Origin of the sequence: Shewanella sp. 10N.286.52.A9, from assembly GCF_041468985.1 — a bacterium.
Classification (GTDB): Bacteria; Pseudomonadota; Gammaproteobacteria; order Enterobacterales; family Shewanellaceae; genus Shewanella; species Shewanella japonica.
Genome location: NZ_JBFRJQ010000011.1, coordinates 120524 through 144623, shown reverse-complemented (window position 1 = coordinate 144623; position 24100 = coordinate 120524). Strand labels below are relative to the sequence as shown.

23 protein-coding genes are annotated in these 24100 nt (G+C 40.7%); 17 read left to right on the top strand and 6 right to left on the bottom strand.

Annotation, left to right across the window (positions count from 1 at the left end):
• Window positions 1–4 precede the first annotated feature (4 nt).
• From AB4128_RS10320 to AB4128_RS10310, 3 genes are all read right to left on the bottom strand, one after another.
• On the bottom strand, window positions 5–1114 hold the full coding sequence (locus tag AB4128_RS10320) for an alkene reductase (RefSeq protein WP_372037584.1): 1110 nt from the start codon (window positions 1112–1114) through the stop codon (window positions 5–7).
• A 121-nt stretch (window positions 1115–1235) separates the two neighbouring features.
• On the bottom strand, window positions 1236–1925 hold the full coding sequence (locus AB4128_RS10315) for a TetR/AcrR family transcriptional regulator (RefSeq protein WP_065108676.1): 690 nt from the start codon (window positions 1923–1925) through the stop codon (window positions 1236–1238).
• 89 nt (window positions 1926–2014) lie between these two features.
• Window positions 2015–3439, bottom strand: a complete 1425-nt coding sequence (locus tag AB4128_RS10310; RefSeq protein WP_372037583.1) for a coniferyl aldehyde dehydrogenase — start codon at window positions 3437–3439, stop codon at window positions 2015–2017.
• Between the two features lie 337 nt (window positions 3440–3776).
• On the opposite strand from AB4128_RS10310, the gene AB4128_RS10305 reads away from it, so the two are divergent.
• Window positions 3777–4208, top strand: a complete 432-nt coding sequence (locus AB4128_RS10305; protein WP_055023671.1) for a universal stress protein — start codon at window positions 3777–3779, stop codon at window positions 4206–4208.
• A gap of 119 nt (window positions 4209–4327) precedes the next feature.
• Here the strand turns inward: AB4128_RS10305 and AB4128_RS10300 are convergent, their stop codons facing one another.
• Window positions 4328–5956 carry a PH domain-containing protein gene (locus tag AB4128_RS10300; protein ID WP_372037582.1) on the bottom strand — a complete coding sequence of 543 codons (1629 nt, stop codon included), beginning with the start codon at window positions 5954–5956 and terminating at the stop codon, window positions 4328–4330.
• Window positions 5949–6818 (bottom strand): PH domain-containing protein, encoded by an 870-nt coding sequence (locus AB4128_RS10295; protein ID WP_372037581.1) that lies wholly within the window; start codon window positions 6816–6818, stop codon window positions 5949–5951. The genes AB4128_RS10300 and AB4128_RS10295 overlap by 8 nt, the downstream gene beginning before the upstream one ends.
• A gap of 235 nt (window positions 6819–7053) precedes the next feature.
• Between AB4128_RS10295 and AB4128_RS10290 the strand changes: the two genes are divergently transcribed.
• Entirely contained in the window at window positions 7054–7356 is a 303-nt protein-coding gene (locus AB4128_RS10290; RefSeq protein ID WP_225442090.1) for a winged helix-turn-helix domain-containing protein, read from the top strand.
• Between the two features lie 26 nt (window positions 7357–7382).
• Here the strand turns inward: AB4128_RS10290 and AB4128_RS10285 are convergent, their stop codons facing one another.
• Window positions 7383–9107 carry a diguanylate cyclase gene (locus tag AB4128_RS10285; RefSeq protein ID WP_372037580.1) on the bottom strand — a complete coding sequence of 575 codons (1725 nt, stop codon included), beginning with the start codon at window positions 9105–9107 and terminating at the stop codon, window positions 7383–7385.
• 295 nt (window positions 9108–9402) lie between these two features.
• Between AB4128_RS10285 and AB4128_RS10280 the strand changes: the two genes are divergently transcribed.
• From AB4128_RS10280 to dinB, 15 genes are all read left to right on the top strand, one after another.
• Window positions 9403–10080 carry an alpha-ketoglutarate-dependent dioxygenase AlkB gene (locus AB4128_RS10280; RefSeq protein ID WP_372037579.1) on the top strand — a complete coding sequence of 226 codons (678 nt, stop codon included), beginning with the start codon at window positions 9403–9405 and terminating at the stop codon, window positions 10078–10080.
• Between the two features lie 144 nt (window positions 10081–10224).
• Window positions 10225–10524, top strand: a complete 300-nt coding sequence (locus AB4128_RS10275; protein ID WP_055023677.1) for a BolA family transcriptional regulator — start codon at window positions 10225–10227, stop codon at window positions 10522–10524.
• Between the two features lie 330 nt (window positions 10525–10854).
• Window positions 10855–11364, top strand: a complete 510-nt coding sequence (gene luxS / locus AB4128_RS10270; RefSeq protein WP_055023678.1) for an S-ribosylhomocysteine lyase — start codon at window positions 10855–10857, stop codon at window positions 11362–11364.
• A gap of 193 nt (window positions 11365–11557) precedes the next feature.
• Window positions 11558–13627 (top strand): TonB-dependent receptor domain-containing protein, encoded by a 2070-nt coding sequence (locus AB4128_RS10265; RefSeq protein ID WP_372037578.1) that lies wholly within the window; start codon window positions 11558–11560, stop codon window positions 13625–13627.
• Window positions 13628–14052: 425 nt separating this feature from the next.
• Complete coding sequence (locus AB4128_RS10260) at window positions 14053–15387, top strand: Na(+)-translocating NADH-quinone reductase subunit A (RefSeq protein WP_065108774.1); 1335 nt, start codon at window positions 14053–14055, stop codon at window positions 15385–15387.
• A 1-nt stretch (window position 15388) separates the two neighbouring features.
• Window positions 15389–16591, top strand: coding sequence for an NADH:ubiquinone reductase (Na(+)-transporting) subunit B (locus AB4128_RS10255; protein WP_055023680.1), 1203 nt, complete (start codon window positions 15389–15391; stop codon window positions 16589–16591).
• Window positions 16581–17375, top strand: a complete 795-nt coding sequence (locus AB4128_RS10250; RefSeq protein WP_055023681.1) for a Na(+)-translocating NADH-quinone reductase subunit C — start codon at window positions 16581–16583, stop codon at window positions 17373–17375. The genes AB4128_RS10255 and AB4128_RS10250 overlap by 11 nt, the downstream gene beginning before the upstream one ends.
• A complete protein-coding gene (locus AB4128_RS10245; RefSeq protein WP_055023682.1) occupies window positions 17375–18007 on the top strand; it encodes an NADH:ubiquinone reductase (Na(+)-transporting) subunit D in 633 nt (210 codons plus the stop codon). Before AB4128_RS10250 ends, AB4128_RS10245 begins: the two co-directional genes overlap by 1 nt.
• A gap of 5 nt (window positions 18008–18012) precedes the next feature.
• A complete protein-coding gene (gene nqrE / locus AB4128_RS10240; RefSeq protein ID WP_055023683.1) occupies window positions 18013–18621 on the top strand; it encodes an NADH:ubiquinone reductase (Na(+)-transporting) subunit E in 609 nt (202 codons plus the stop codon).
• Window positions 18622–18666: 45 nt separating this feature from the next.
• The gene (nqrF, locus tag AB4128_RS10235; RefSeq protein WP_372037577.1) at window positions 18667–19914 is read left to right on the top strand and encodes an NADH:ubiquinone reductase (Na(+)-transporting) subunit F; all 1248 of its coding nucleotides are present in this window, start codon (window positions 18667–18669) and stop codon (window positions 19912–19914) included.
• A gap of 136 nt (window positions 19915–20050) precedes the next feature.
• A complete protein-coding gene (locus AB4128_RS10230; RefSeq protein WP_082419935.1) occupies window positions 20051–21064 on the top strand; it encodes an FAD:protein FMN transferase in 1014 nt (337 codons plus the stop codon).
• 58 nt (window positions 21065–21122) lie between these two features.
• Entirely contained in the window at window positions 21123–21344 is a 222-nt protein-coding gene (nqrM, locus tag AB4128_RS10225; RefSeq protein WP_055023787.1) for a (Na+)-NQR maturation NqrM, read from the top strand.
• Between the two features lie 389 nt (window positions 21345–21733).
• Entirely contained in the window at window positions 21734–22204 is a 471-nt protein-coding gene (gene bfr, locus AB4128_RS10220; RefSeq protein ID WP_055023686.1) for a bacterioferritin, read from the top strand.
• Window positions 22205–22216: 12 nt separating this feature from the next.
• Window positions 22217–22684, top strand: coding sequence for a bacterioferritin (gene bfr / locus AB4128_RS10215; RefSeq protein ID WP_055023687.1), 468 nt, complete (start codon window positions 22217–22219; stop codon window positions 22682–22684).
• A 312-nt stretch (window positions 22685–22996) separates the two neighbouring features.
• Complete coding sequence (gene dinB / locus AB4128_RS10210; RefSeq protein ID WP_372037576.1) at window positions 22997–24076, top strand: DNA polymerase IV; 1080 nt, start codon at window positions 22997–22999, stop codon at window positions 24074–24076.
• Window positions 24077–24100 lie beyond the last annotated feature (24 nt).

Genomic DNA, 24100 nt, shown 5'->3' with positions numbered 1-24100 from the left:
GTGATTAGGCGCTTTCTGACTCTGAAAACGTGGGATAATCAGTTAAGCCTTTTTCATTACCGCCAAACAAGGTTTGTGGATCATGATTTGCCCAAGGTTGACCGTGTTTTATCCGTGATGGCAGGTCTGGGTTCGCGACAAATGGTCTACCAAAAGCAATCATGTCAGCCACACCTGATTCGATAGCTGAGATTGCTCGTTCAACGGTGTATTTACCCGCATAAATCAACACTCCGGCAAAGGCATTGCGTATGGCATTTTTAAAGCTATTACTCATAACGGGGGCATCATCCCAGTCGGCCTCTGCAATATGTAAGTACGCAATATTATGCTTATTTAACAGCGCAGCTGCAGCAACATAGGTTTGTTCTGGATTAGCATCGACAGTGCCATTAAGTGTCGTGAGTGGTGCTAACCTGACACCAATTTTGTCGGCACCAATAGCTGCAGCCATTGCGCTAATCACCTCATCAAGAAATCGCAGTCTATTCGTTAAGTTACCACCATATTTATCAGTACGGTGATTAGATTCAGAATCAATAAACTGGTTAATCAAATAGCCATTAGCGGCATGAAGTTCAATACCATCAAAACCTGCATTAATTGCATTGCTAGCCGCTTGTGTAAACTCGGCGATCACTGTATCAATATCTGCTTGTGTCATTTCGCGTGGGGTTACCACATCAACAAAACCGGGAGCATGGGTACCATCGTCGATGAAAACCTTGACGTTATTCGCTTTAATTGCAGAAGACGAAATAGGTTGCAAACCACCAATATTTTGCGGGTGAGTAACACGACCAACATGCCACAATTGAGCAAACATGACCCCATTGTTTGCGTGTACAGCTTTGGTGACTTTTTGCCATCCATCTAATTGGGCTGATGAATATATTCCTGGGGTCCAAGCATAGCCTTGTGCTAAAGGGGATATTTGTGTGCCTTCACCAATGATAAGTCCTGCTGAACTTCGCTGAGCGTAATAGGCTGCCATCATTTCATTTGCGCTGTTATCAGGCAAACTCGCTCTTGAGCGGGTCATGGGTGGCATGACAATGCGATTTGCCAACGTAAGTTGGCCTAATTTGATTGGATTAAATAGTGCTGCTGTCATGATTTTTCCTCGACATTGGGCTAATGAAGGAAATCATAACGGCAAGAACTCATTGCAAAAACAGCAAATGATACAAATAACTTTTGTTAATTATGCAAAAGTAAATGCTGTAATTTCAGCGCTACAACTTCATTGAGCGCCAAAACAGTTCAAAACTTGCTTCACGGTGGACTTTATCATGGCCCCACTGAGGGTTATCGGTGAAGTAGCGAATCGCAGCTAAATATTGACCATGGCAATTCTCAAGCATTAATGTGATTGGAAAATCGGCAATGATATTCAGTTGCTGACCTTTAGCGATAAGCTCAATAATGAAATGTAAAATACTGTTCATCGCTTGAGAGCGGATTTCGGGATCAATATCAGATGATAAAGAAAACTGCAGGAAAAATTTTTGTTTGGTTGGATTTAACAGTGCCCAATCAATCGCATGTTGCCACAGTTTATTGGCGCTGCTTTTTAATGTCGCTGCGTTATTTACATCCGCTGAAATAGAGTTACTGGTATGAAAATCTATATCAGTAATCAATTGCTCTAAAGAAGCCTCTTTATCATTGATTGGCGATAAGGATTGCGTCATCGAATGGGTAAGCGAATCAGCAAACTCTTGCTTTACCACAACAAAGAGATGATTCAATAGGGCTTCTTTAGAAGGAAAGTGATGAAATAAAGTGCCTGTTGCTACCCCTGCTGTTTTTGCTATTGAAGCCGTGGAAGTGCCATGAAAGCCTTGGTCGACAAACAGTTGTAACGCGCCATCTAAAATAGCTTGTTTTTTATCTGTTGCAGCAGGTTTTATGGTGGCTGACATACGCGTTTGATTTCCTATGTTGATTTAAATTCTTTGTTTTACTTAGGCTTAGAATAAAGTGGGTGAGGATATATTGCACCCACTTTGAACTAACGTAAAAACATCTTCATCAATAGCGCTTGGATTTTTGTACCATAAGGAGGATGAACAAATAAACCAGAATTAAACTTGCCACTTTTAAGGACTGTTTTGGCATGGCTAAACGTCAAAAAACCTTCTTTACCATGATAATGTCCCATGCCTGATGGGCCAATACCGCCAAAAGGTGCATCATCTGCAGCAACATGAAACACAGTATCGTTTATACAAACGCCACCCGAATGGGTGTGCTGAACGATGTGTTGCTGGGTTGAGCTATCAAAACTCATGATATATAAGGCTAATGGACGTTCTCGTTGATTAATATATCCGATCGCATTATCAATATTTTTATAGCTCACAATAGGAAGCAAGGGGCCAAAAATCTCTTCTTGCATCACAGTCATTTCATCGCTGGTAGCAGTGATTAATTGAGTCGGTAATTTTCGAACATTAGTATCAATGTTGTATTTGGTTGCAGAGTGGATCACCGCACCTTTTTGTTTAGCGTCTTCCAATGCAGTTAATAAACGCGAATATTGACGTTCATTAATGACATTGCCGTAATCAGGGTTAGAGTCAAAGTCAGGGTACATCTTATTGAAGCGCTTTTGATATTCACTGATGAGTTCATCAACCTTATCTTCTGGGCATAAAATGTAATCAGGTGCGACACAGATTTGGCCAGCATTTAAACATTTACCGTAAATGAGTCGCTCGACTGCTGTGGCAATATCAATATCAGGTGCAATAACAACAGGAGATTTCCCGCCGAGTTCAAGTGTGACAGGCGTGAGGTTATCGGCCGCAGCACGCATAACGTGACGACCTACTGTGGTAGAACCGGTGAAAAGCATATGATCAAAAGGCAGGGCAGAGAATGCCGCTGCTACATCAGCTTCACCCTCAATGACTGCAACTTCATCTTCATTAAAGATTTTTGCCAACATTGCTTTAATCACTTGGTTGGTCGCTGGGGTAAATTCAGACATTTTCAACATGGCTCTGTTACCTGCAGCAATGGCGGTTATTAATGGACCAATGGCTAACATCACAGGGAAATTCCATGGGACGATAATGCCGACAACTCCCAATGGCTGATAGTGAACCGTTACAGATGAAGGCGCGAGAAGTAAGCCCGCATGACGACGATTTGGTTTCATCCATTTTTTAAGGTTATTCAGCGTGTAATTGATGTTATTTACACATGGCATGATGTCAGAAATCATGGTGTCGTTACTTGAGCGATGACCATAATCGGCAGCGAGAGCAGTAACAAATTGCTCACTTTGCTCCAATAATCCAGCTTTGAGCTGTTCAAGTTTGCTGACTCTTGACTGATAACTAGGTGCTGGCATTGAGTTGTAAGCCTGTCGCTGTAGGTCGAGGTGTTGTTTCAATGAGGTTTGGTGTGTTTCATTGAGCGCCATATTCATCTGCTTCTCCTAGTGTTTTTCTGCAGCCTAGTTATCGTTTAAAATTAAACCGACTGATTAGTCGGTTTAATATGGGCTATAAATCATCAAAAGGCAAGTTTTAGATAATTTGAGTCACAGAAGTTGATACAGCTCAAGGAGCAAATTAGTGTTTTACACTACACTTTTATTAGGAGATAGTAATTAACGTAAGCCACACGAGATTTAAGTATTAATTAAAAATGTGTTGATATTCTGCCTATGGATATTGTCACATTAAGTCTTGTTTAGGCGGTATCAGTAACACCTAGTTAGCTGAAAAATTTTAATTTTTTTCAATCTACAAGAGGGCGTCACTATGCGTTCACGTAATATATTATGGCCGACTGATTTTTCTGAGACGGCTTCTCATGCTTTGCGATATGCCATCGAAATGGCAAACTTATATCAAGTTGGTATTCGTATTCTTCATGTGGTTGATCAGCCTCTAGGTGATGAGAATTATATGATTCTCGCCATCACACCAGAAGAGTTAGCAAAAAGTATGGAGCAGGCCGCTGCAGATAAAATGCGCGGTTTATTAGCTGAGCTTAAAACTGACTTACCCGTCGAAACCCTAATTCGTCGAGGCGATGCAATTGAAGAAATCGTTGCAGAAGCCAATAGCGGTGATATTGGTATGGTAGTGATCGCTAGTCATGGCCGAACAGGGTTAGCACATTTTCTCCATGACAATGTCGCGGAGGAAGTAGCCAATCAAGCGCTTTGTCCAGTACTGGTTGTGAAATAGTTAGCGTGCACTGCGCTCGATATGTGAGTTGTTTTGTAAAGCGAGAAGTCACGATTAAGCTTATTTAATCGTGACTTTAGCGGATAAAAACGTCTTTATAATGTTATTGGTAGTTAGGCTTAAATCCAATTAGTGGTGTCATACTTCGTCGCCATCATGGCTTTTTCCGATATATATTGCGCATCGCTTTGACTAATATAAGGCAAAGTCATTTCGCCACTGGCTAATCCTAATGTCAGGTACGCATAACCTTTTTGTTTTTGTCCTTGAGTTTGCGTGAGGGTGACATGCTGAACTTTAGTAAAAGGAATGCGCTTCCATTCTCGACTGAACAATCCACTATGTTGCCATACCGCTTCCTCATCAATAACATATCCCCATTGTCGGTAGCGCAAGTAGATAAGCCCACTGACAACAACTGCGGATACACAAATTAGTAAACTTGCTAAGTTGGCGCCCAAAAACAGTGACAAAATCGCAGCGGGAATGAACGGCAAATACCCTCGCCGTAGAAACCAAGCAAAAGCGATTGACTGATACTGACGCGGAACATTGCACGAGCCGCCTGCAAGTCCGGTTATTTTGCCAAGGGTGGATTGTAGCTCTGTGGTTTTGACTGAAGGAATGAGCATGTGCTGTTCAGTTTTTTGCTCAACTTCTTGTCCCTTTACTTGTTTTAAATACACAGTCCAAACATTAAATAACCTTGCTAATACAGGTTGGCTGATTTGTACAAGTTGAATCCGTCTAATCGCTAATGCATCTTGCTGATGTGAAATGACTCCACCACTTCTTTGCAGAGTTTGTTGTCGCTTCTCTAGGGTGAAGGGAAAATATTTTAGTACGGCAGAAAAAATAGAAATCAAAGCGAACAGGCAATATACCAAGGCTATTAATAGTAAAATGATGCTCACTTTTAGAATAATATTGTCACCGCTTAACGTGATAATACTATGCCAAAGTTGTTGAAAAAACGGGATTTCGGCGAGTGTTTCCCATTGTATTTGTCCAAGGATTGGGCCTGCGATAACGGCGAGCCAGATAAGGTTATTCTGATAAAATCCAAATTTGATTAGCTGTAATAAATTGCGCTTAATAATAATGTTCGGCAGTGACTGGCTAGAATTATTTGCTGGTTCTGTATTATCGAATGCATGAGTTCGTGTCGCTAAGTTGGTTACATCATTTTCGCAGCTGGCATCATCATGAACCAATAAAGATTCACTATTGCCGTTTTCCTCAAGACTATTTGCTGTTATCTGTAACAGTTGCTGCTTAATTTTATAGGCGGTATTTGAGTCCACTGCTGCAAGATGTGCTTCATCATTTTTTGAGCCTGCCGTTTCAATGATTAACGTTCCTAGCTTTAAGGGCTTAAAATACAGAGGTTGCTCGTAGCGAATATTTTGGATTTTATTAAATGGGATCTCGTCTTTGCGAGTAAACAGTAGCCCTCGCTTAATATTCAATTGATTATCAGCAAGCTTAAAACGGTATTTTTTCCACTGTATAAATGAAAACACGGTTAACGAGATAATCAGAAATAGTGCAGCAATCATTGCAAAGGATAAATCAAAGCCGTTTTTCCAACCTGCGAAGACAATTGGGATCATGGCATAACCATTCGATAAAATGGCTTTTGCAGTCCCGAAACTGAAACTGAGCATGGCCCAAGGTGATAAAGCTTGCCACTGACTAAATTTGTCCATGGATTGCTGATTGGTGCTTTGTTGGGAAGGTTCAGTCATCTTGCTTTTCCGACTTTAGCTTATTTTCAGCGGTTGCTGATTGAGTCGTTTGATGTGAGATAACAGGCTGCTCTGCTGATGTTTGGTGGACTGATGTTTGTTGGGCAGAGGGGATAAACTGTTGTTCAACCTGCAGATGCTCTGTGTTGACTGGCTCAATCTCTGTGTTGTCTGTTTGAAGTTCCGTTTTGTCAGGCTCAATCTCTGTGTTGTCTGTTTGAAGTTCCATTTTGTCAGGCTCAATCTCTATGCTGTCTGATTGATGTTCCGTTTTGTCTGGCTTAATCATTGTGCTGTCTGATTGAAGCTCTGTTTTGACTTGTTCAGGTATTGATTTTTCTTGTTGGTGCGAAGTCGCTCTATGCAGTAAGTGTTGTCTTAGGTGTTCTGCTGTTTCAAACTTCAAGCCGGGTAAGTTAATTTCTGCAGCGCCACTTCCTGCACTGAAGCATTTTAACGTCGCTAAGTTAAACTGTCGCTGAATCGGGTTTTGCGACAAGCTGACATGCTGCAGTCGGCTAAAAGGTAGGGTGGTGGTTTTTACCCACCATAAGCCTTTTCTCATCACAAGTTCATGCTTGAGTACGCCGTAATAGACCTTTTTTGCAGCTAGATACTTCAGTGAGATCCAAAGAGTGCCAATAGACGTTATGGCAGTAACAGCAATCAGGATATCTGCGAGTGGTTGGGTGTGCTGAATATTCATCATAACCATGATGGCGGTTAGAATGATTAGCACAATAATACTGATTTGAAGCGCGGCTTGTATGGGGTAGCGCTTATCAACGGGAGTTAACGTTAGCGTGTTGTATGGTTGCCATTGTGTTGGCTCAAGCTGGCTTTTATCGTCAATTTTTGTCATTTATATGCTCATTGGCTGCAATGTCAGGGTTCAATGTTAGGCTGCAATGTAAAGGGTAATGCTAATCAGACATAGCAGCCTTGTGCAGTAAGTCGAAAAGGTCTTTGGGCACTCATGTAAGTTTAAGTGACTAAAATAGCTTTATATTCATGCAATAATCTTTTACTTTGAAAGTATAAGACAAAGGCTCCTTTGTTGGTATTTAACTATTATTTTCATCAAAAAAGAGGCGAAATTGACTCAAACTGTTTCTAAAGCACATAAAGCATTTTTGCGAAAACTCTATCTTTGCTATTTGATTAGCCAAGATAAACATAATTTATTATCTTTGCATAAAATGACCCAAATGCCCCGCAGAACCATTCAAGATACATTGGCATCAATGTCTGATATTGGTGTGACGGTTCAGTTTATTCAAGAGGGTGAACGTCATAATGCAGGTTACTATAAAATTGATGATTGGGGCCCCATTAACCCGCAATGGTTAGAGCAAAATTATGTGTGTATGACAACACAATTAGAGACAACGATACCTTAATGGTAGTAGGGGATTCCCTCTTTTATCTAGGTCGCTAATTTATCTATTCTTTCCTTGCTGGGGGATGTGCCCGCTGAAATCTGGTTCCTGCCAGCTCGCTTAGCTTGGTATAGGTGTTTATCGGCGATCTCAATAAGCATAGGTAATTGGTTGATGGCACTGCAACTGGTGACAATGCCAATACTGGCTGTGACGTTGACCTTTTGCTGACTTTGAGTAAAGGAGAGTTTAGCAATGTTTTCACACAGCCTTGTTGCTAGTGTACTGGCTTCTTGCTCTTGGGTGTAAGGTAAAAAGATAATAAATTCTTCGCCGCCCCAGCGCGCTAAAATATCGTTCTTTCGTAATGTATCTCTGATTAATGCTGCGACTTTAACCAGCACTTCATCGCCAAAATTATGCCCATAGGTATCATTAATGCTTTTAAAACGATCGATATCTACCATCAAGATAGACGCTGCTTTTTTGACTTGCCTTTCTGTAAATTGAGGCTCAACTAATTGGTAAAAAGCTCGGCGATTATTCAACCTTGTTAACGGGTCCATGTTAGCCATTTTCTCGGCAATTGTTTTTTCGTTTTCTACCCGTCTAAAGCGTTCTGTTAATGCCAGTGCGAGCAGTAATACATCAATAAACACCCCGAGCTCTGCAGCCCTATAGGTAAATTGATTGAATGGGATATAAGCCCAAACGGCAAGACAGGTAATGGCAATCCCGATCATTGACGAAATTGAGGCGATTAAGAAAAATCTTGCTGAGATGTTACCAAAGTTCAGTGACAGTATTCCCAGCACGATCATCAAGCCGCTAAACAGTAGCATTAAATCAAACGCAAAAATGAGTCCTAAAACTCGGTCTTGAAGCACTGCAGCAAGCAGCATTAGTGCCGGAAAGATAATACAGAGGCTCTTGAGAATTTTGTTTAAAGTGGGGAGTTGGAATTTAAGTCGTAAAAAGTGGCAAGCAAACAGTATCCCACTGGTGCAAAAGCTGACCATCAGTATCGGGATAGACCATTGTTGCCATATCGGTGAATCTGGCCATAACCATAATGAACCATGGCCGCTATAGGCAAAATTAAGCAGCAAAAAATTCAATAAATATAAGCTGTAAAATAAGTAACTTTTTAGACGAAGACCAACATATAAAATAAAGTTATAAATTAATAACGCAGTGATTGAGCCATACAAAAAACCATAGCTATAAGCATTGAAGGCATTTTTCTTAGCCATTTCCTGCTGGTCGAATAAATACACTGGGATAACCATAGCATCAGGGGTTTGCACCCGAATTAACACCGTGGTTTTACCTGGTGGATAGCGGTAGTTAAAATTAAAACTAGGCTGCTGTGACTCTTGTTGATAAAACAATGATAAGTCACCTTGATGCTCAAAATGGATGATGTGATCATCCGCAAACCAAAAACTGCTGACTTCATCTAGCCAATAGTTATCTATATGAATGGTTTTTTCTTGTTCTGATTGGCTGTTATTCATGAGCGTGAGACTTAACCAAACTGGTTTGGCATTGATACCATAATTACTGATATGTTGACTGACAGGACTAAACTGACCTTGCTGTAATAACGAATATGCTTGTGAGGCATTGAGTCGCTCATCTTCAATATATTGCTTTAGTGATAAACCGATAGGCTTGTTGTGTTTATCAGATAAATACAGTTCTTTGGCGTGAACAGCGTTAGGGTTCATGCAGATAAATAAACAAATAATCAGCGTCAATATCCATTTCATAAATGCGGTCACATGCCATTGTTATTATGTCATCGAGAAATCCATTCATTACTTTTTTACAAAAAAGTAATCCAACTTTATGGCGACAGGGTATAAATCCATATCGCTCTGAGTGAACGTTTTTAGCTAAATAAGTATAATATACAAGCCTAGCTCAATTTAGACTCTCATAATATAACTAAGCTTAATATCATAAATGCGTATCAATTTTGTTTATATACTAAAGGATTAGTCACAACGGTCAGGTTAGATGCTGTACATCATCATAAAGTGATACAAAGGCAGGTTATTTAGTATGAAACAATTAGGATTTGAACTTGTTAACTCTCAACCAGTGAGTTGTACTACTCAGGGGGCTGATGATATCGGTGAAAATCAAACTGCTGAGGCAAGTTTACCTGTTGCGCCCATTACATATTTAGCCAACTTCTTACCTTTACCATTGCAAACTTCACTGCTTCAAGAAGCGAACTCATATCAATTTGAAAAACCGATCGTAACGATATTTGGCAAGCAACATCCTATTCCACGCTCCCAGATCTGGTTTGGTGATTCAAGTTGCGAATATCAATATTCATCACTCATGATAAAGCCACAACCTTGGCCACCTGTATTGCTGAAAGTAAGACAAATACTTGAGTCGCAATTTAATATCATGACCAATGGTGTGTTGGTTAATCGCTATGAAAATGGACAAGATTGCATGGGATGGCACAGTGATAACGAGCCTGAGATTGCTGCCAATTCAGATATTGTATCGTTAACATTAGGAGCCAGTCGTACTTTTGTTATGAGACACATGCAAACACGGCATAAACACGCCATTGAACTTAGCAGTGGCGACTTACTGATCATGCATGCAGGTATGCAAGATGAGTGGCAACACGCCGTACCTAAACGCCTAAAAGTGAATGAACCAAGAATTAATTTTACCTTTAGGCAAATGATTGTGGGATTTCATCAGGGTGGGTAAAAGAGTGAGCAGTAGATAAAGTATACAAGACGTAATCGTAAACTTGTTTTGCCAACTGGATCTTGTTGGGTTGTTGCAAGTTTGATTTTTGAAACGTTAATCAGTAGTCTTCACTTTTTACGATGTAGATAAAAAGAGCTTGTTATGTCAGTTGAACACGTTATTACCGAAAAACTGAACCAATCTTTTAGCCCAGTCCATTTAGACGTGCTTAATGAAAGCAATCGTCATCATGTGCCGCCTAATTCTGAAACCCACTTTAAAGTCGTTGTCGTCAGCGACAAGTTTGATGCTCAGCGTCTCATTGCTAGACACCGTGCTGTCAATGCTGTGTTAGCAGAAGAGTTAGCTAATGGAGTGCATGCGCTGTCGATTAATGCTTATACACAAGAAGAGTGGCAAGCGCTAGACAGTGTGCCAAAAACACCAAATTGCAAAGGTTAATACAGCTTAACAATTAGCGATTAACACATGACCTAAACCTCATCTTTCGTATGGGGTTTTTTATTGCCTTACATTTACTAAACCAAATCTTTTATCTTATTTTTTACATGAGTTATTTTCATACTCTTATGGATTAACTGAGTGTTTTCTAGGCTTTGATGTGGGATTTATTGGCTATTTGGGGCTTGTTTGTCCATTACTGATAGTTTGTCATAACAGTGTCATCAATCATTGTTAAAGATTAATGTAGGCCTGAAATAGGCCTAGCTGCTTGCTGTTAATTTTGATGCTATGATGCCAAAAGATTTCACCCACTTTAAGGAATAAGCAATGCCTTTACTTGATAGTTTCACCGTTGATCATACTCGAATGGAAGCACCAGCTGTACGTGTAGCGAAGCATATGAGCACACCAAAAGGTGACACCATTACAGTATTTGATTTACGTTTTTGCACCCCTAACAAAGATATTCTAAGTGAGCGTGGTATCCATACTTTGGAGCACTTATTTGCAGGCTTTATGCGTGACCATCTTAATGGAGACAATGTTGAGATTATCGACATTTCCCCTATGGGATGTAGAACGGGATTTTATATGAGTCTTATTGGTGTGCCATCTGAGCGTATCGTTGCTGATGCATGGTTGGCTGCGATGGAAGATGTACTAAAAGTAGTTGAACAAACTGAAATTCCCGAGTTAAACGAATATCAATGTGGCACCTTCGAAATGCATTCATTAGAGCAAGCACAAGATATTGCACGTGCGATTATTGCTGCGGGTGTAAGTGTGAATCGTAATGATGACTTAAAATTGAGTGATGATATTTTAGGGACTTTATAATTGTTGCTAATGATCCCATTAGGTATTTGATAAAAGCGGCTTAGGCCGCTTTGTTTTTTAGTGGTTAATTTTTTATTAAAATACTGTTTTTATTTGTATGAAAACGTTATTGTTATCAGTCAATGGAAGGATTTTGTCATAACAATAAGGGACCGAACTCAACGGTGCCGATGATGTATTTTGGGAGTTAACCATGTCTAAAAGTCAATTCAGCTTGTCTGTAATTGCTTCTGCTGTGCTATTTGTTTGTCATTCAGGTTCAACTTATGCAGCCGCCTCAGTTACAGCTGCGATGGATGAATCAAATAATAGCGTTATTCTCACTCAACCTCAGACTGCGTCTTTGCATTATCGTGATAGTGATATTCCTTTAGCATTATCAGGCATGACTGTATTGCCGACAAGCCAAACAACAACAGTGACCCACCGAGGAGCAATTAATGGCGTTGCGGTGACCCAAGACAGAGTCAGCTTTTCTCCTTCTCCTTATGCAGCGCCTCATTTAGTACTGCAACCTAACTTAGTGTTACAAGAGTCTATTGCTGCTTTAAGTCTGACAGATGTGACTAAGGGCGGTATGGGCGCATTTGGTCATGTTAATTACACAACAGCGCAAATTAGCCCTAATGAAATGGGGGGCCGAGCCAATATTGAAATTAACGATAATGGCGATGGACATGTTGGCGCAATTGCCAGCGGCTTGAATAAAGAATATGGCATGTTGCTTGGGGTTGATTATCAAAATACGGCAGAAGAAGTAGGTTTTGCTAGTCAATTTGATAATGAAAAAACGCAAACCGATATCATGTTCAAGATTAATGCTGATAGCTTAGTTGGTGCGCGTAACCCACAAAAAACCGAGTTCATGTATCAGTATACCGACTCTGAAAGTGGTTATTCTAATGTTGGCCTAGTTGCACAAGACTGGAACAGTAAGCCCGCTACCCGCTACTCAGCAACTCAAAACGATCAGCAAGAAGGTAAGCGGCATAAATATCAAGTTAGCCATGTGGTTGATTTAACTGGTGGCACTCAAATGGTGTCAGATTTTTATTATCAGTCCTACGATGAAAAAATCTCGCAACTGAATCGTTTAGAAGGCGTTGCGATTGGTGTAGCAGAGTTGCAAGCCATTGCTGCGATGGATGCCAATCCTTCTGCAACGGCAAACTTAGCCTCAATGCTCGAAGATAATCATTATGCTGGTTATGGTTTACAAACCGAAGGTGTCAGTCAATACGGTGCTCATCAAGTCACCTACGGCGCTTTATATCATTCAGATAAAGCAGAAATGAAATTTGGCCAACAAGATTGGCTCTGGAATATTGATAGAAGTTTATCAAGCGTATCGGTGGATAAAGCGCTTATGGCTTATGTAGATGATGTGAATGTTTTCACGACAACTGCAGATGCAAAGCTAAACTACGGCGCGTTGTCATTTAACCTTGGTGTGGCCTTCGAGAGTGTCAGTACAACTCGTGAAGTTGGAGTGGAAGCTTATGGTGTTGAAGAAGCTGACTTTTCTGATGATGGTTGGATCCCGTCTCTTGAAATAGCTTATACAACAGGTAACTGGAAAGCCGCTTTTGCCGCCAAACAGTCTTGGACTGCTGCATCTGCAGGTAATGCTGAGATGAAAGCGCAAGAGTCAATGCATTATCAACTTGGTTTTACTTATCAGACCCAAGTATTGAATCTTGGTGTTAACTTATACATGCAAGACTTTGATAATCAGCATGTCACTTGTATGTGGAGCATGGCGTGCGATTTCTCACAACGTTATATGCAGGCCAATATCGAAGACGTAACAGCAAATGGTGTCGATCTATCTGCCGATTACCAATTTAGTTTTGATTCGTTTGCGATACCGTTATCGGTTCAATATCAGTATAGCCAAGCAGAGTTTGGTGAATCTGGTGTCAATGAGCTTATTGGCCTTTACGTTGAAGGTGAGCAATTACCTTGGGTTCCTGAACAACAAATTGCCTTGAGCACGGGTGTTGTAGTAGGGGACTTTAGCTTTATGACTCAGGCGCTTTATCAATCAGAGCTGGGTTATGCTACGGCAATTTCTGGTGGTGAAAAAATAGATGGTCAGTGGAAAGTTGATATTGCTGCAAATTATCACTTATCGAATGTGCATGAAATTTATCTACGTGTTGAAAATGTACTTGATGAAAATTTAGTCAGTCAGCAATCAAGTTTAGGTATTACCTCGCAGGGTGAAATGCTCAGTTATGTGGGTTACCAAGCGCGTTTCTAATTAATTTGAATGTCAGCCTTCCTACCTTACTGTTTTAAAAGCGCTTTAGCATGGGCTATTTTAGCCTATGCTAAACGCTACATTTGTTAACAAATAGATAAAACACTTCTTATATTAATTCTTTTAAAATTAATGCTATAGTGCCCTTGTTACTGAAATATTGCATCGGATCGCTATTTATCGGCCTATTCCACACCCTAAATAGGTGTAATTGTTTAAAAATGAACAATCAAAAATTTCAATCACCTATTATTTTCGTGGCGATAGCGCACATTTTGGGGTAAAATGCGCGCGACCAGCGTGATTGCGATCGCATTTCCGTGATAAATCTGCGCTAGCTCAACACTGAAGTGTTTGTTAACACTTTGTTTTTTTGGGTAGGAACGCGGCGCATTGTCTTTCCTTCAAACGTAGTGCTTGTGGATATGATTACAATAAAGAAAGGATTGGAACTACCTCTAGCAGGTGGCCCAGAGCAAGTTATCCATAATGGCCCAGCCATTAAGAATGTCGCCACTTTGGGTGAAGAGTATATTGGCTTACGTCCAACGATGAAAATCAAGGTTGGCGATAAAGTTAAAAAAGGTCAGGTAATTTTTGAAGACAAAAAGAACCTTGGCGTTAAATATACTGCTTTAGCTAGTGGGACTGTATTAGAAATTAACCGGGGTGCGAAACGTGTACTTCAGTCAGTAGTTATTGAAGTTGAAGGTGATGAAAAAGTCAGCTTTACTCAATACAGTGCTGATGCGTTAAACACGTTAGATGCAGCTGTTGTCAAAGAGAACTTGATTGAATCAGGTCTATGGACAGCTTTGCGTACTCGCCCTTTCAGTAAAGTACCTGCTGTTGACTCAGTCGCTGCTGGTATTTTCGTCACCGCAATAGATACCCAACCACTAGCTGCAGATCCTGCCGTTGTGATTGCTGAGCACAAAGAAGACTTCGCAAACGGTTTGACCCTACTTGCTAAGTTAACTGAAGGCAAAGTATTCCTGGCTAAAGCACCTGGTGCCGATATTCCTTCTGGGAATGCACAAGTTGAAGAGTTTGCTGGAAAGCATCCTGCTGGCTTAGTGGGTACTCATATTCATAACTTACTTCCTGCATCTGCAACACGCACTGTATGGCATGTTGGCTATCAAGATGTGATTGCAATCGGTCAGCTATTTACTCAAGGCGAACTTAACACTCAACGTGTTATTGCCATTGGTGGCCCACAAGCTAAGAACCCACGTTTAATTCGTACGGTCTTAGGTGCAAGCACAACTGAAATTACCGCTGATGAGGTAGAAGGTAATGCTGTACGTGTTATCTCTGGTTCAGTATTAAGTGGTCGTCAAGCTGCAGGTCCTCATGCTTACCTTGGTCGTTATCATCAACAAATCAGTTTGTTGCTTGAAGGCACTGAAAAAGAATTGTTTGGCTGGGCGATGCCTGGTAGCGACAAATTCTCTATTACACGTGCATTCTTAGGCCACTTAAACCGTTCACGTTTATTTAATATGACGACCAGTACTGGTGGTTCTGACCGTGCAATGGTGCCAATTGGTAATTATGAGCGTGTTGTTCCGCTAGACATTTTACCAACAATGCTACTACGTGACTTAGTTTCTGGTGATTACGATGGTGCTGCGGCGCTAGGTGCACTTGAACTAGACGAAGAAGATTTAGCATTGTGTACCTTCGTATGTCCGGGCAAGTATGACTATGGTACATACCTGCGTGATTGTTTAGATACGATCGAGAGGGAAGGCTAATATGAGCTTGAAAGATTTTATCGAGCGTATTGAACCGCAATTTGAAAAAGGCGGCAAGTACGAAAAGTGGTATGCCCTGTATGAAGCGGCTGCGACTGTGTTTTATACTCCGGGTAAAGTAAACAAAGGTAGCACGCATGTGCGAGATAACCTTGACCTTAAGCGTATGATGATTACGGTTTGGGCTTGTACTTTTCCTGCGATGTTCTTTGGTATGTACAACGTTGGCTTACAAGCGCAAGATGCGTTAATTGCTGGCTTTGCTACTCCTGATGTATGGCAAGTTAGCTTATTTAGCTTGTTTGGAACTGAGCTTACCGCAGACTCCGGCGTTGCAGCCTTGATGTGGTATGGCGCCTGTTGGTTCTTACCTATTTACGCGGTGACCTTCGCGGTCGGTGGCTTCTGGGAAGTGCTTTTCGCTTCTGTTCGTGGCCATGAAGTTAACGAAGGTTTCTTTGTTACCTCGATTCTTTTTGCATTAACACTGCCAGCAACAATTCCATTATGGATGGTTGCACTAGGTATTACCTTCGGTGTGGTTGTTGCAAAAGAAGTCTTCGGTGGTACAGGCCGTAACTTCCTTAACCCTGCATTAGCTGGTCGTGCTTTCCTATTCTTTGCTTACCCACTTAACATGTCAGGTGACACGTCATGGGTTGTTGCTGATGGTTTCTCTGGTGCTACTGCACTGAGCCAAGCGGCACAAGGCACATTAGAATATGGCTTAACGCAAGATTGGTGGGACGCATTCTTCGGTTTCATTCCTGGTTCTGTAGGTGAAGTGTCTACCTTTGCTATTTTACTTGGTGGCGCAGTTATCGTTTATACCCGTATTGCTTCATGGCGCATCATTGGTGGTGTGTTACTTGGCATGATTGCGGTATCAACATTGCTTAACGTTATTGGTAGTGATACCAACGCTATGTTTGCAACACCATGGTATTGGCACCTTGTTTTAGGTGGATTCGCTTTCGGTATGATGTTTATGGCGACTGACCCTGTTTCAGCCTCATTTACTAATAATGCGAAATGGGCTTACGGTCTGTTAATTGGTGCGATGGCGGTATTTATCCGTGTTATTAACCCAGCATTCCCTGAAGGCATGATGTTAGCAATTCTATTCGCTAACTTATTCGCACCTTTATTTGACCACTTTGTGGTTCAAGCAAATGTTAAGCGGAGGATTTCACGTGGCCAGTAATAAAGAATCAATCGGCAAAACATTATTTGTTGTTATTGGTTTGTGCTTTGTCTGCTCAATGTTTGTTTCGACTGCAGCAGTATTATTAAAGCCGACTCAACAACAAAATAAATTATTAGATAAGCAAAAGTATATTCTTGAAGCTGCGGGCTTAGTGGATACTAAAGCTGGCAAAGTAGAGAAAGACGTTATCATCGAAAAGTACAATAAGTACGTTGAAGCTCGCCTAGTTGATTTAAAAACAGGTGACTTTGTAGATGGTGATGCTGATACGTTTGATGTTGAAAAAGCAGCGCGAACTCCAGCGACTTCTTTCAAGCCTGAGAACGATATTGCTTCTGTTAAACGTGTAGCGAATCAGGGTGTTATATATCTTGTAAAAGATGATAACAATGCTCTACAAACCGTTATTATTCCTGTTAAAGGTTACGGTTTATGGTCAACCATGTTTGCTTTCTTAGCGGTTGAAGCTGATATGAACACGATTCGTAGTTTAGTGTATTACGACTTCACTGGTTCTGGTGAAACGCCAGGTCTGGGTGGTGAAGTTCAAAATCCACAATGGATTGCGAAGTGGGAAGGGAAGAAACTTTATGATGACAATGGCAACTTAGCTATTCAAGTGACTAAAGTTCCAACTATCGCTTCTTCAGTTCACGGTGTAGATGCATTATCTGGTGCGACACTGACAAGTAATGGTGTTCAGCATTCATTAACTTTCTGGTTAGGTGAAGAAGGTTTTGCACGCTTTATCGAAAAAGCACGCAATGGAGGACTTAGCTAATGGCTGATGCTAAAGAACTTAAACAGGTTCTGACTGGACCTATCATTAATAACAACCCAATTGCTCTGCAAATTCTGGGTGTATGTAGTGCGCTAGCTGTTACCGCGAAAATGGAAACCGCTATTGTAATGACATTAGCGTTAACTGCAGTGACCGCATTTTCGAATTTATTTATTTCGATTTTACGTAATCACATTCCAAGCAGTGTTCGTATTATTGTGCAAATGACGATTATTGCTTCGTTAGTAATCGTGGTTGACCAAGTATTGCAAGCTTACGCCTATGACGTAGCTAAGCAGTTATCAGTATTCGTTGGTTTGATTATTACTAACTGTATTGTAATGGGTCGTGCAGAAGCTTATGCGATGAAAACGCCACCTTTAATGAGCTTTATGGACGGTATCGGTAACGGCTTAGGCTACGGTGCAATCCTATTATCAGTTGGCTTTTTCCGTGAGCTATTTGGTAACGGTTCTTTATTTGGTGTTGAAATCCTAAGCAAGGTCTCTGACGGTGGCTGGTACCAACCAAATGGTTTGTTACTTCTTCCTCCTAGTGCGTTCTTCTTGATCGGTATGTTGATCTGGATTATCCGTACTTACAAGCCAGAGCAAGTAGAAGCGAAAGGGTAAGCGCAATGGAACATTATATTAGTCTGTTAATTCGTTCAATATTCATTGAGAACATGGCATTAGCCTTCTTCTTGGGTATGTGTACCTTCTTGGCTGTGTCTAAGAAAGTCACAACTGCGATGGGACTTGGTGTAGCAGTAATTGTGGTTCTTGCCATTGCTGTACCAGTTAACCAAATCATCTATCAAGGTTTATTAGCACCCGGCGCACTCGCTTGGGCAGGTGTACCTGATGCAGATTTGAGCTTCTTGAAGTTCATTACTTTCATCGGTGTTATCGCTGCACTCGTACAAATTTTGGAAATGGCGTTAGATAAGTACTTTCCTCCTTTGTATAACGCGTTAGGTATTTTCTTACCATTGATTACCGTTAACTGTGCGATTTTTGGTGCAGTATCATTCATGGTTGAGCGTGACTACAACCTGGGTGAGAGCTTGGTATTCGGTATCGGCTCAGGTATTGGTTGGGCATTAGCAATCGTATTGTTAGCCGGTCTTCGTGAGAAAATGAAGTATTCTGATGTGCCAAATGGCCTACGTGGTTTAGGGATTACCTTCATCACTTCTGGTTTAATGGCGCTAGGTTTCATGTCGTTCTCAGGTGTCTCTCTTTAAGAGAGACCTTACGACGTATTACTTTGAACCTTAAAGGATAAGTTAATGGATATTCTTAACGCTACTCCAATAGATGTATATCTAGGTGTGAGTATGTTTACTGCAATCGTTTTGATCTTAGTATTAGTGATCCTATTCGCTAAATCTAAGCTGGTTGCAAGCGGTGATATCACTATCTCAATCAATGATGATAGCGACAAAGCAATTAAAACAGGTGCGGGAAGCAAGTTACTTGGCGCATTAGCTGATAACGGTATTTTCGTATCAAGTGCCTGTGGTGGCGGTGGCTCTTGTGGTCAGTGTCGTGTGAATGTGAAATCAGGTGGTGGTGATATTTTACCGACCGAGCTTGATCACATCAGTAAAGGTGAAGCTCGTCAGGGTTGTCGTTTAGCCTGTCAGGTTAACGTTAAAACTGACATGGATATCGAACTTGATGAAGAAATCTTCGGCATCAAGAAGTGGGAATGTGAAGTTATCTCTAACGATAACAAAGCAACCTTCATTAAAGAGCTTAAGCTACAAATTCCTGATGGCGAATCAGTGCCTTTCCGCGCTGGTGGTTACATCCAAATTGAAGCGCCAGTTCACCATGTTAAATATGCAGATTTTGATGTACCTGCAGAGTATCGTGGCGACTGGGAGCACTTTGGCTTCTTCAACCTTGAATCTAAAGTTGATGAAGAAACTATTCGTGCATACTCAATGGCTAACTACCCAGAAGAGTTTGGAATTATTATGTTGAACGTGCGTATTGCTACGCCGCCTCCACGTAACCTAACTCTACCTTGTGGTAAAATGTCTTCGTACATTTGGAGCCTGAAAGAAGGTGATAAAGTCACTATTTCTGGTCCATTTGGTGAGTTCTTCGCAAAAGAAACTGATGCTGAAATGGTGTTTGTTGGTGGTGGTGCTGGTATGGCGCCAATGCGTTCACACATCTTCGATCAACTTAAGCGTCTTAACTCTAAGCGTAAGATGAGCTTCTGGTACGGTGCACGTTCTAAGCGTGAAATGTTCTACGTAGAAGACTTTGATGGCTTAGCTGCAGCAAATGAAAACTTCGAATGGCATGTTGCGTTATCTGATCCGCAAGAAGAAGATAACTGGGACGGATACACGGGTTTCATTCATAACGTATTGTATGAAAACTACCTACGTGACCATGATGCGCCAGAAGATTGTGAGTTCTACATGTGTGGACCTCCAATGATGAATGCTGCTGTTATCGGTATGCTTAAAGACTTAGGTGTTGAAGATGAAAACATCCTACTCGATGACTTTGGTGGCTAATGTGCTAATCGCAAATGATTAGATATAATCCTAAAAGACATTGAACGTCATAAATTGCAGCTTGCTGACACGGAGGTCATCTTCGTTAAGTAAGCTGCATTTTTTTATGTTAGATAACCCTAATTTGAAGTTTGAGATGATTAATATTTCTTTTAAAGCACTGCTTGTATCTTTGGTTGTATTACTTCTAACTGCTTGTGGAAGTGAAGACGATATTGTGTCGTTATCGGGCAATACTATGGGAACGACTTACCACATCAAAGTGGTGAGAAATGATCGCTTACCGACCACCCAACTATTGCAAGCGGAAATCGACATTGCGCTTGAGTTAGTGAATGACCAAATGTCGACTTATCGACCTAAGTCAGAATTGTCTCGTTTCAATAAGCTGTCAGTAAACCAAAGCATCACTGTTTCGGAAGATACCATAAAGGTATTTAAAGAAGGGGTACGATTATACAATGTGACAGGTGGTGCGTTAGATATCACATTAGGCCCACTGGTTAATCTTTGGGGGTTTGGGCCAGACAAGCGCCCTACTGAAATACCAAGCCAAGAAACCATTGATATCGTTAAAGCAAAGGCTGATATTCATGGCTTTACCATTAATGGGCTAAAGATTACTAAAACTAACCCCGACTTGTATGTGGATTTGTCTTCACTTGCTAAGGGTTATGGCGTAGATAAAATAGCTAATTTACTTAACAAGTATCAGGTAGCGGGTTACTTAGTTGAAATTGGTGGTGAGATCAGTGTTAAAGGTGTGAAGGATGATGGTTCACCTTGGCGTATTGCAGTTGAAAAGCCAACGACTGAGGGTGGCGTCATCCAGCAGGTCGTAGAACCTGGCAATATGGCTTTAGCTACATCAGGTGATTACCGTATTTATTATGAAGAAGAGGGTGAGCGATTCTCGCACCTCATCGACCCTAGAACGGGTTACCCAATTAAACACAAGTTAGCTTCAGTCACAGTATTACATCCTAGTAGTATGACTGCTGATGCGTATGCTACGGCAATGATGGTACTGGGTACCGAAGCGTCGTTGGCACTTGCTCATGAGCAGAACTTACCAGTTATGTTGATTGAGAAAGATGACGACCATTACGAAGTCTTTTATAGTGAAGCTTACGGGCCTTATATTCAGTAAGTGGCGATTAAGCTTTATTGGCAATACAATGATAAAGAAGTATAAGTGAGAAATTATGATGAGTACCTTTATAGCGGCCTTTGTCGTGTTGTTATTATTTTTCCTATTAATGTCTGTTGGCTACATTATTAAGCGTAAAGCTGTAGAAGGCAGTTGCGGTGGTCTTGGTGTTCTTGGCATCGAAAAAGCTTGTGACTGCGATGATCCGTGTGATAAAAGAAAACGTCGAATGGCGGAATCTGAGCGTGAAGCTAAGCTAAATCAGAACCGTATTATTTAACCTTTATCTCATCGCGATACTCAAAGCGACTTAGCGGATCTAGGTTAATTAAATAGCCCAATGAGGTTTATCTCATTGGGCTTTTTTATGTCTGAAATAGTTTGTCATTTCATTCGATACAAAATTTACAAAAATCTTTTTAGGTAACATTTTACGATTATTCTGTGATCAAGCGCATGTAGCGTTTTTGTATTTTTAACCTATAACCGTGATTCCATTGAAGTTAACGGTATTTAAACTGAAGTGAAACTAGTTAATAACCTAAGTTGTAATGATAATGATTATCACTAATCAAGTGTATGATTTTAAAGGGTATTTGTAATTAATGAACGTATGTACTATCCTGTTGGAAATTGATCCAGATCAATCTTGAATTAAAGGACAGAATTATGAAAGGCCACCCTAAAGTAATTAGTCAGCTGAATAAAGTGCTGACGTGTGAGTTAACTGCCATTAACCAGTATTTCCTACATGCACGCATGTTCAAACATTGGGGTTTAGAAAACCTGAATGAAAAAGAATACAAGAAATCGATTCAAGATATGAAGCATGCCGACAAGCTAATTGAGCGCGTGTTATTTCTGGAAGGATTACCCAATTTACAGCAACTCGATAAGTTACGTATTGGTGAGCATTGTGAAGAGATGCTTGATTGTGACGAGCAAGCGTTAACCGAGCAGCTTGTCGTACTGAAAGAAACCATCAAGTTGTGTGAAGCAGAGCGTGACTATGTGAGTCGTGATCTACTTGAAGATTTACTCGAAGATGAAGAAGAACATCTTGATTGGATTGAGTCTCAAAAAGAACTCATCAATCAAACAGGTATTCAAAATTACCTTCAATCACAAATTAAAGATTAATAGGAATTTAACATGAAAGGTCATCCAGAAGTTATTGCAGCGCTAAACGCACTATTAACCGGTGAATTGTCGGCGATGGATCAATATTTTGTTCATGCTCATATGTATGAAGATTGGGGATTTGATGAGTTATACACTCGTATTCTTCATGAATCAGACGATGAAAAAGCGCATGCTGCCAAGTTAGTACAACGTATTTTATTCTTAGAAGGTACTCCAGACGTTGCGAGTCGTGAAGCACTCAACATAGGTAAAGATGTTGAAGAGATGCTGAAAAATGATTTGAACTACGAGTATGCCGTTGCTGATCATTTACGTGAAGTCATTGCACTTTGTGAAGAAAAAGAAGATTTCCAAACTCGTGAAATCTTAGAAGTATTATTAGATGATACTGAATCAGATCATATGTACTGGTTAGAAAAACAAATTCGACTGATTGATCGTGTTGGATTACAGAACTATTTACAGACGAAAATGTAAAAAGTCACTGGTATTAACAAGCCCAACAATGTTGGGCTTTTTTGTTTTTGTACTAAGTTACTTGATGAAAAGGTCACTATAAAAGGGCTTAGATAAAAAATGTGTAACAGACTCCTCCGTAACTAAATTACCATGTTAAGTCGCAAACGCTTGTTGAAATAGCTAAGTTCGGTTCATTGTTAAGCAGATTTGATTCAAATATCAGCGTTACTAGTGTTATTACACGATACTGTTTATTTATACAGTGATTTTGTCCATCTGCTATGATAAATTAATTAATCAGTTAATGAGCTAGAAAGAGCTTGCTTGAAAATGGTCCGTAAAATTATTCATATCGACATGGATTGTTATTTTGCAGCGGTGGAGATGAGAGACTTTCCAGAATTGCGTGGCAAACCCATAGCTGTGGGTGGCAGAAGCGATCGCAGGGGCGTGATCAGCACGTGTAATTATGAAGCTCGCCAGTTTGGTGTGCGCTCTGCTATGTCGAGTTATCAGGCGTTAAAATTATGCCCAGATCTCACTTTAGTGCCAGGTCGAATGGATGTCTATAAATCAATTTCCGTACAAATTAGAGCTATCTTTCATCGCTATACCGATTTAGTTGAACCTTTATCTTTAGATGAAGCTTATCTAGATGTCACGGACTGTCATGCCCACAAGGGCAGTGCCACTTTAATTGCTAAGGCGATTCGTCAAGAAATACTCGATGAAACCGGGTTAACAGCATCAGCAGGTGTTGCGCCCATTAAGTTTCTTGCCAAAATTGCTTCAGATTTAAATAAGCCTAATGGTCAGTATGTTATCCCTCCTGAAGATATTAACGCCTTCGTAAAGCCATTAACGCTGAACAAAATTCCTGGCGTAGGTAAAGTGACTTCGGCAAAGCTAGCCGCCCTTGGTCTAACAACCTGTGAAGATGTGCAACATTACCCAAGTGATAAACTGATTGCAGCATTTGGTAAATTTGGGCGAGTTCTGATTGAACGTGCGCAAGGTATCGACAATCGGACAATCAGCCCCAATCGAGTCAGGAAATCGGTCGGAGTTGAAACCACACTGGCACAAGATATTTTTACGCTTGATCAGTGCAATAATGTTATGCCGCAGTTAATTCAAGAACTCATTGCTCGAGTTCACCGCAGTGCAAAGGATAGGCAAATTCATAAGCAAGTGGTTAAGCTCAAGTTTAATGATTTTAAACAGACCACGATTGAACACCGTAGTGATGAAATATCATTGAACCTGTTTCATGATTTATTAAGCCAAGCTCTAGCGCGAGCAAATGGCAGGGGGATTCGTCTAGTCGGCGTGTCGGTCGGATTAGCTGATATTGAAATTGATACCAAAGATAAACAGTCGAACACTGAACAACTTGATTTAAACTTTTAAGCTGATGCGTATTTTACTGACTAC

Coding starts and splice junctions, on each gene's coding strand:
- AB4128_RS10320 (WP_372037584.1), bottom strand. CDS start 1,114: ATGACAGCAGCACTATTTAATCCAATCAAATTAGGCCAACTTACGTTG.
- AB4128_RS10315 (WP_065108676.1), bottom strand. CDS start 1,925: ATGTCAGCCACCATAAAACCTGCTGCAACAGATAAAAAACAAGCTATT.
- AB4128_RS10310 (WP_372037583.1), bottom strand. CDS start 3,439: ATGAATATGGCGCTCAATGAAACACACCAAACCTCATTGAAACAACAC.
- AB4128_RS10305 (WP_055023671.1), top strand. CDS start 3,777: ATGCGTTCACGTAATATATTATGGCCGACTGATTTTTCTGAGACGGCT.
- AB4128_RS10300 (WP_372037582.1), bottom strand. CDS start 5,956: ATGACTGAACCTTCCCAACAAAGCACCAATCAGCAATCCATGGACAAA.
- AB4128_RS10295 (WP_372037581.1), bottom strand. CDS start 6,818: ATGACAAAAATTGACGATAAAAGCCAGCTTGAGCCAACACAATGGCAA.
- AB4128_RS10285 (WP_372037580.1), bottom strand. CDS start 9,107: ATGAAATGGATATTGACGCTGATTATTTGTTTATTTATCTGCATGAAC.
- AB4128_RS10280 (WP_372037579.1), top strand. CDS start 9,403: ATGAAACAATTAGGATTTGAACTTGTTAACTCTCAACCAGTGAGTTGT.
- AB4128_RS10275 (WP_055023677.1), top strand. CDS start 10,225: ATGTCAGTTGAACACGTTATTACCGAAAAACTGAACCAATCTTTTAGC.
- luxS (WP_055023678.1), top strand. CDS start 10,855: ATGCCTTTACTTGATAGTTTCACCGTTGATCATACTCGAATGGAAGCA.
- AB4128_RS10265 (WP_372037578.1), top strand. CDS start 11,558: ATGTCTAAAAGTCAATTCAGCTTGTCTGTAATTGCTTCTGCTGTGCTA.
- AB4128_RS10260 (WP_065108774.1), top strand. CDS start 14,053: ATGATTACAATAAAGAAAGGATTGGAACTACCTCTAGCAGGTGGCCCA.
- AB4128_RS10255 (WP_055023680.1), top strand. CDS start 15,389: ATGAGCTTGAAAGATTTTATCGAGCGTATTGAACCGCAATTTGAAAAA.
- AB4128_RS10245 (WP_055023682.1), top strand. CDS start 17,375: ATGGCTGATGCTAAAGAACTTAAACAGGTTCTGACTGGACCTATCATT.
- nqrE (WP_055023683.1), top strand. CDS start 18,013: ATGGAACATTATATTAGTCTGTTAATTCGTTCAATATTCATTGAGAAC.
- nqrF (WP_372037577.1), top strand. CDS start 18,667: ATGGATATTCTTAACGCTACTCCAATAGATGTATATCTAGGTGTGAGT.
- AB4128_RS10230 (WP_082419935.1), top strand. CDS start 20,051: ATGATTAATATTTCTTTTAAAGCACTGCTTGTATCTTTGGTTGTATTA.
- nqrM (WP_055023787.1), top strand. CDS start 21,123: ATGAGTACCTTTATAGCGGCCTTTGTCGTGTTGTTATTATTTTTCCTA.
- bfr (WP_055023686.1), top strand. CDS start 21,734: ATGAAAGGCCACCCTAAAGTAATTAGTCAGCTGAATAAAGTGCTGACG.
- bfr (WP_055023687.1), top strand. CDS start 22,217: ATGAAAGGTCATCCAGAAGTTATTGCAGCGCTAAACGCACTATTAACC.
- dinB (WP_372037576.1), top strand. CDS start 22,997: ATGGTCCGTAAAATTATTCATATCGACATGGATTGTTATTTTGCAGCG.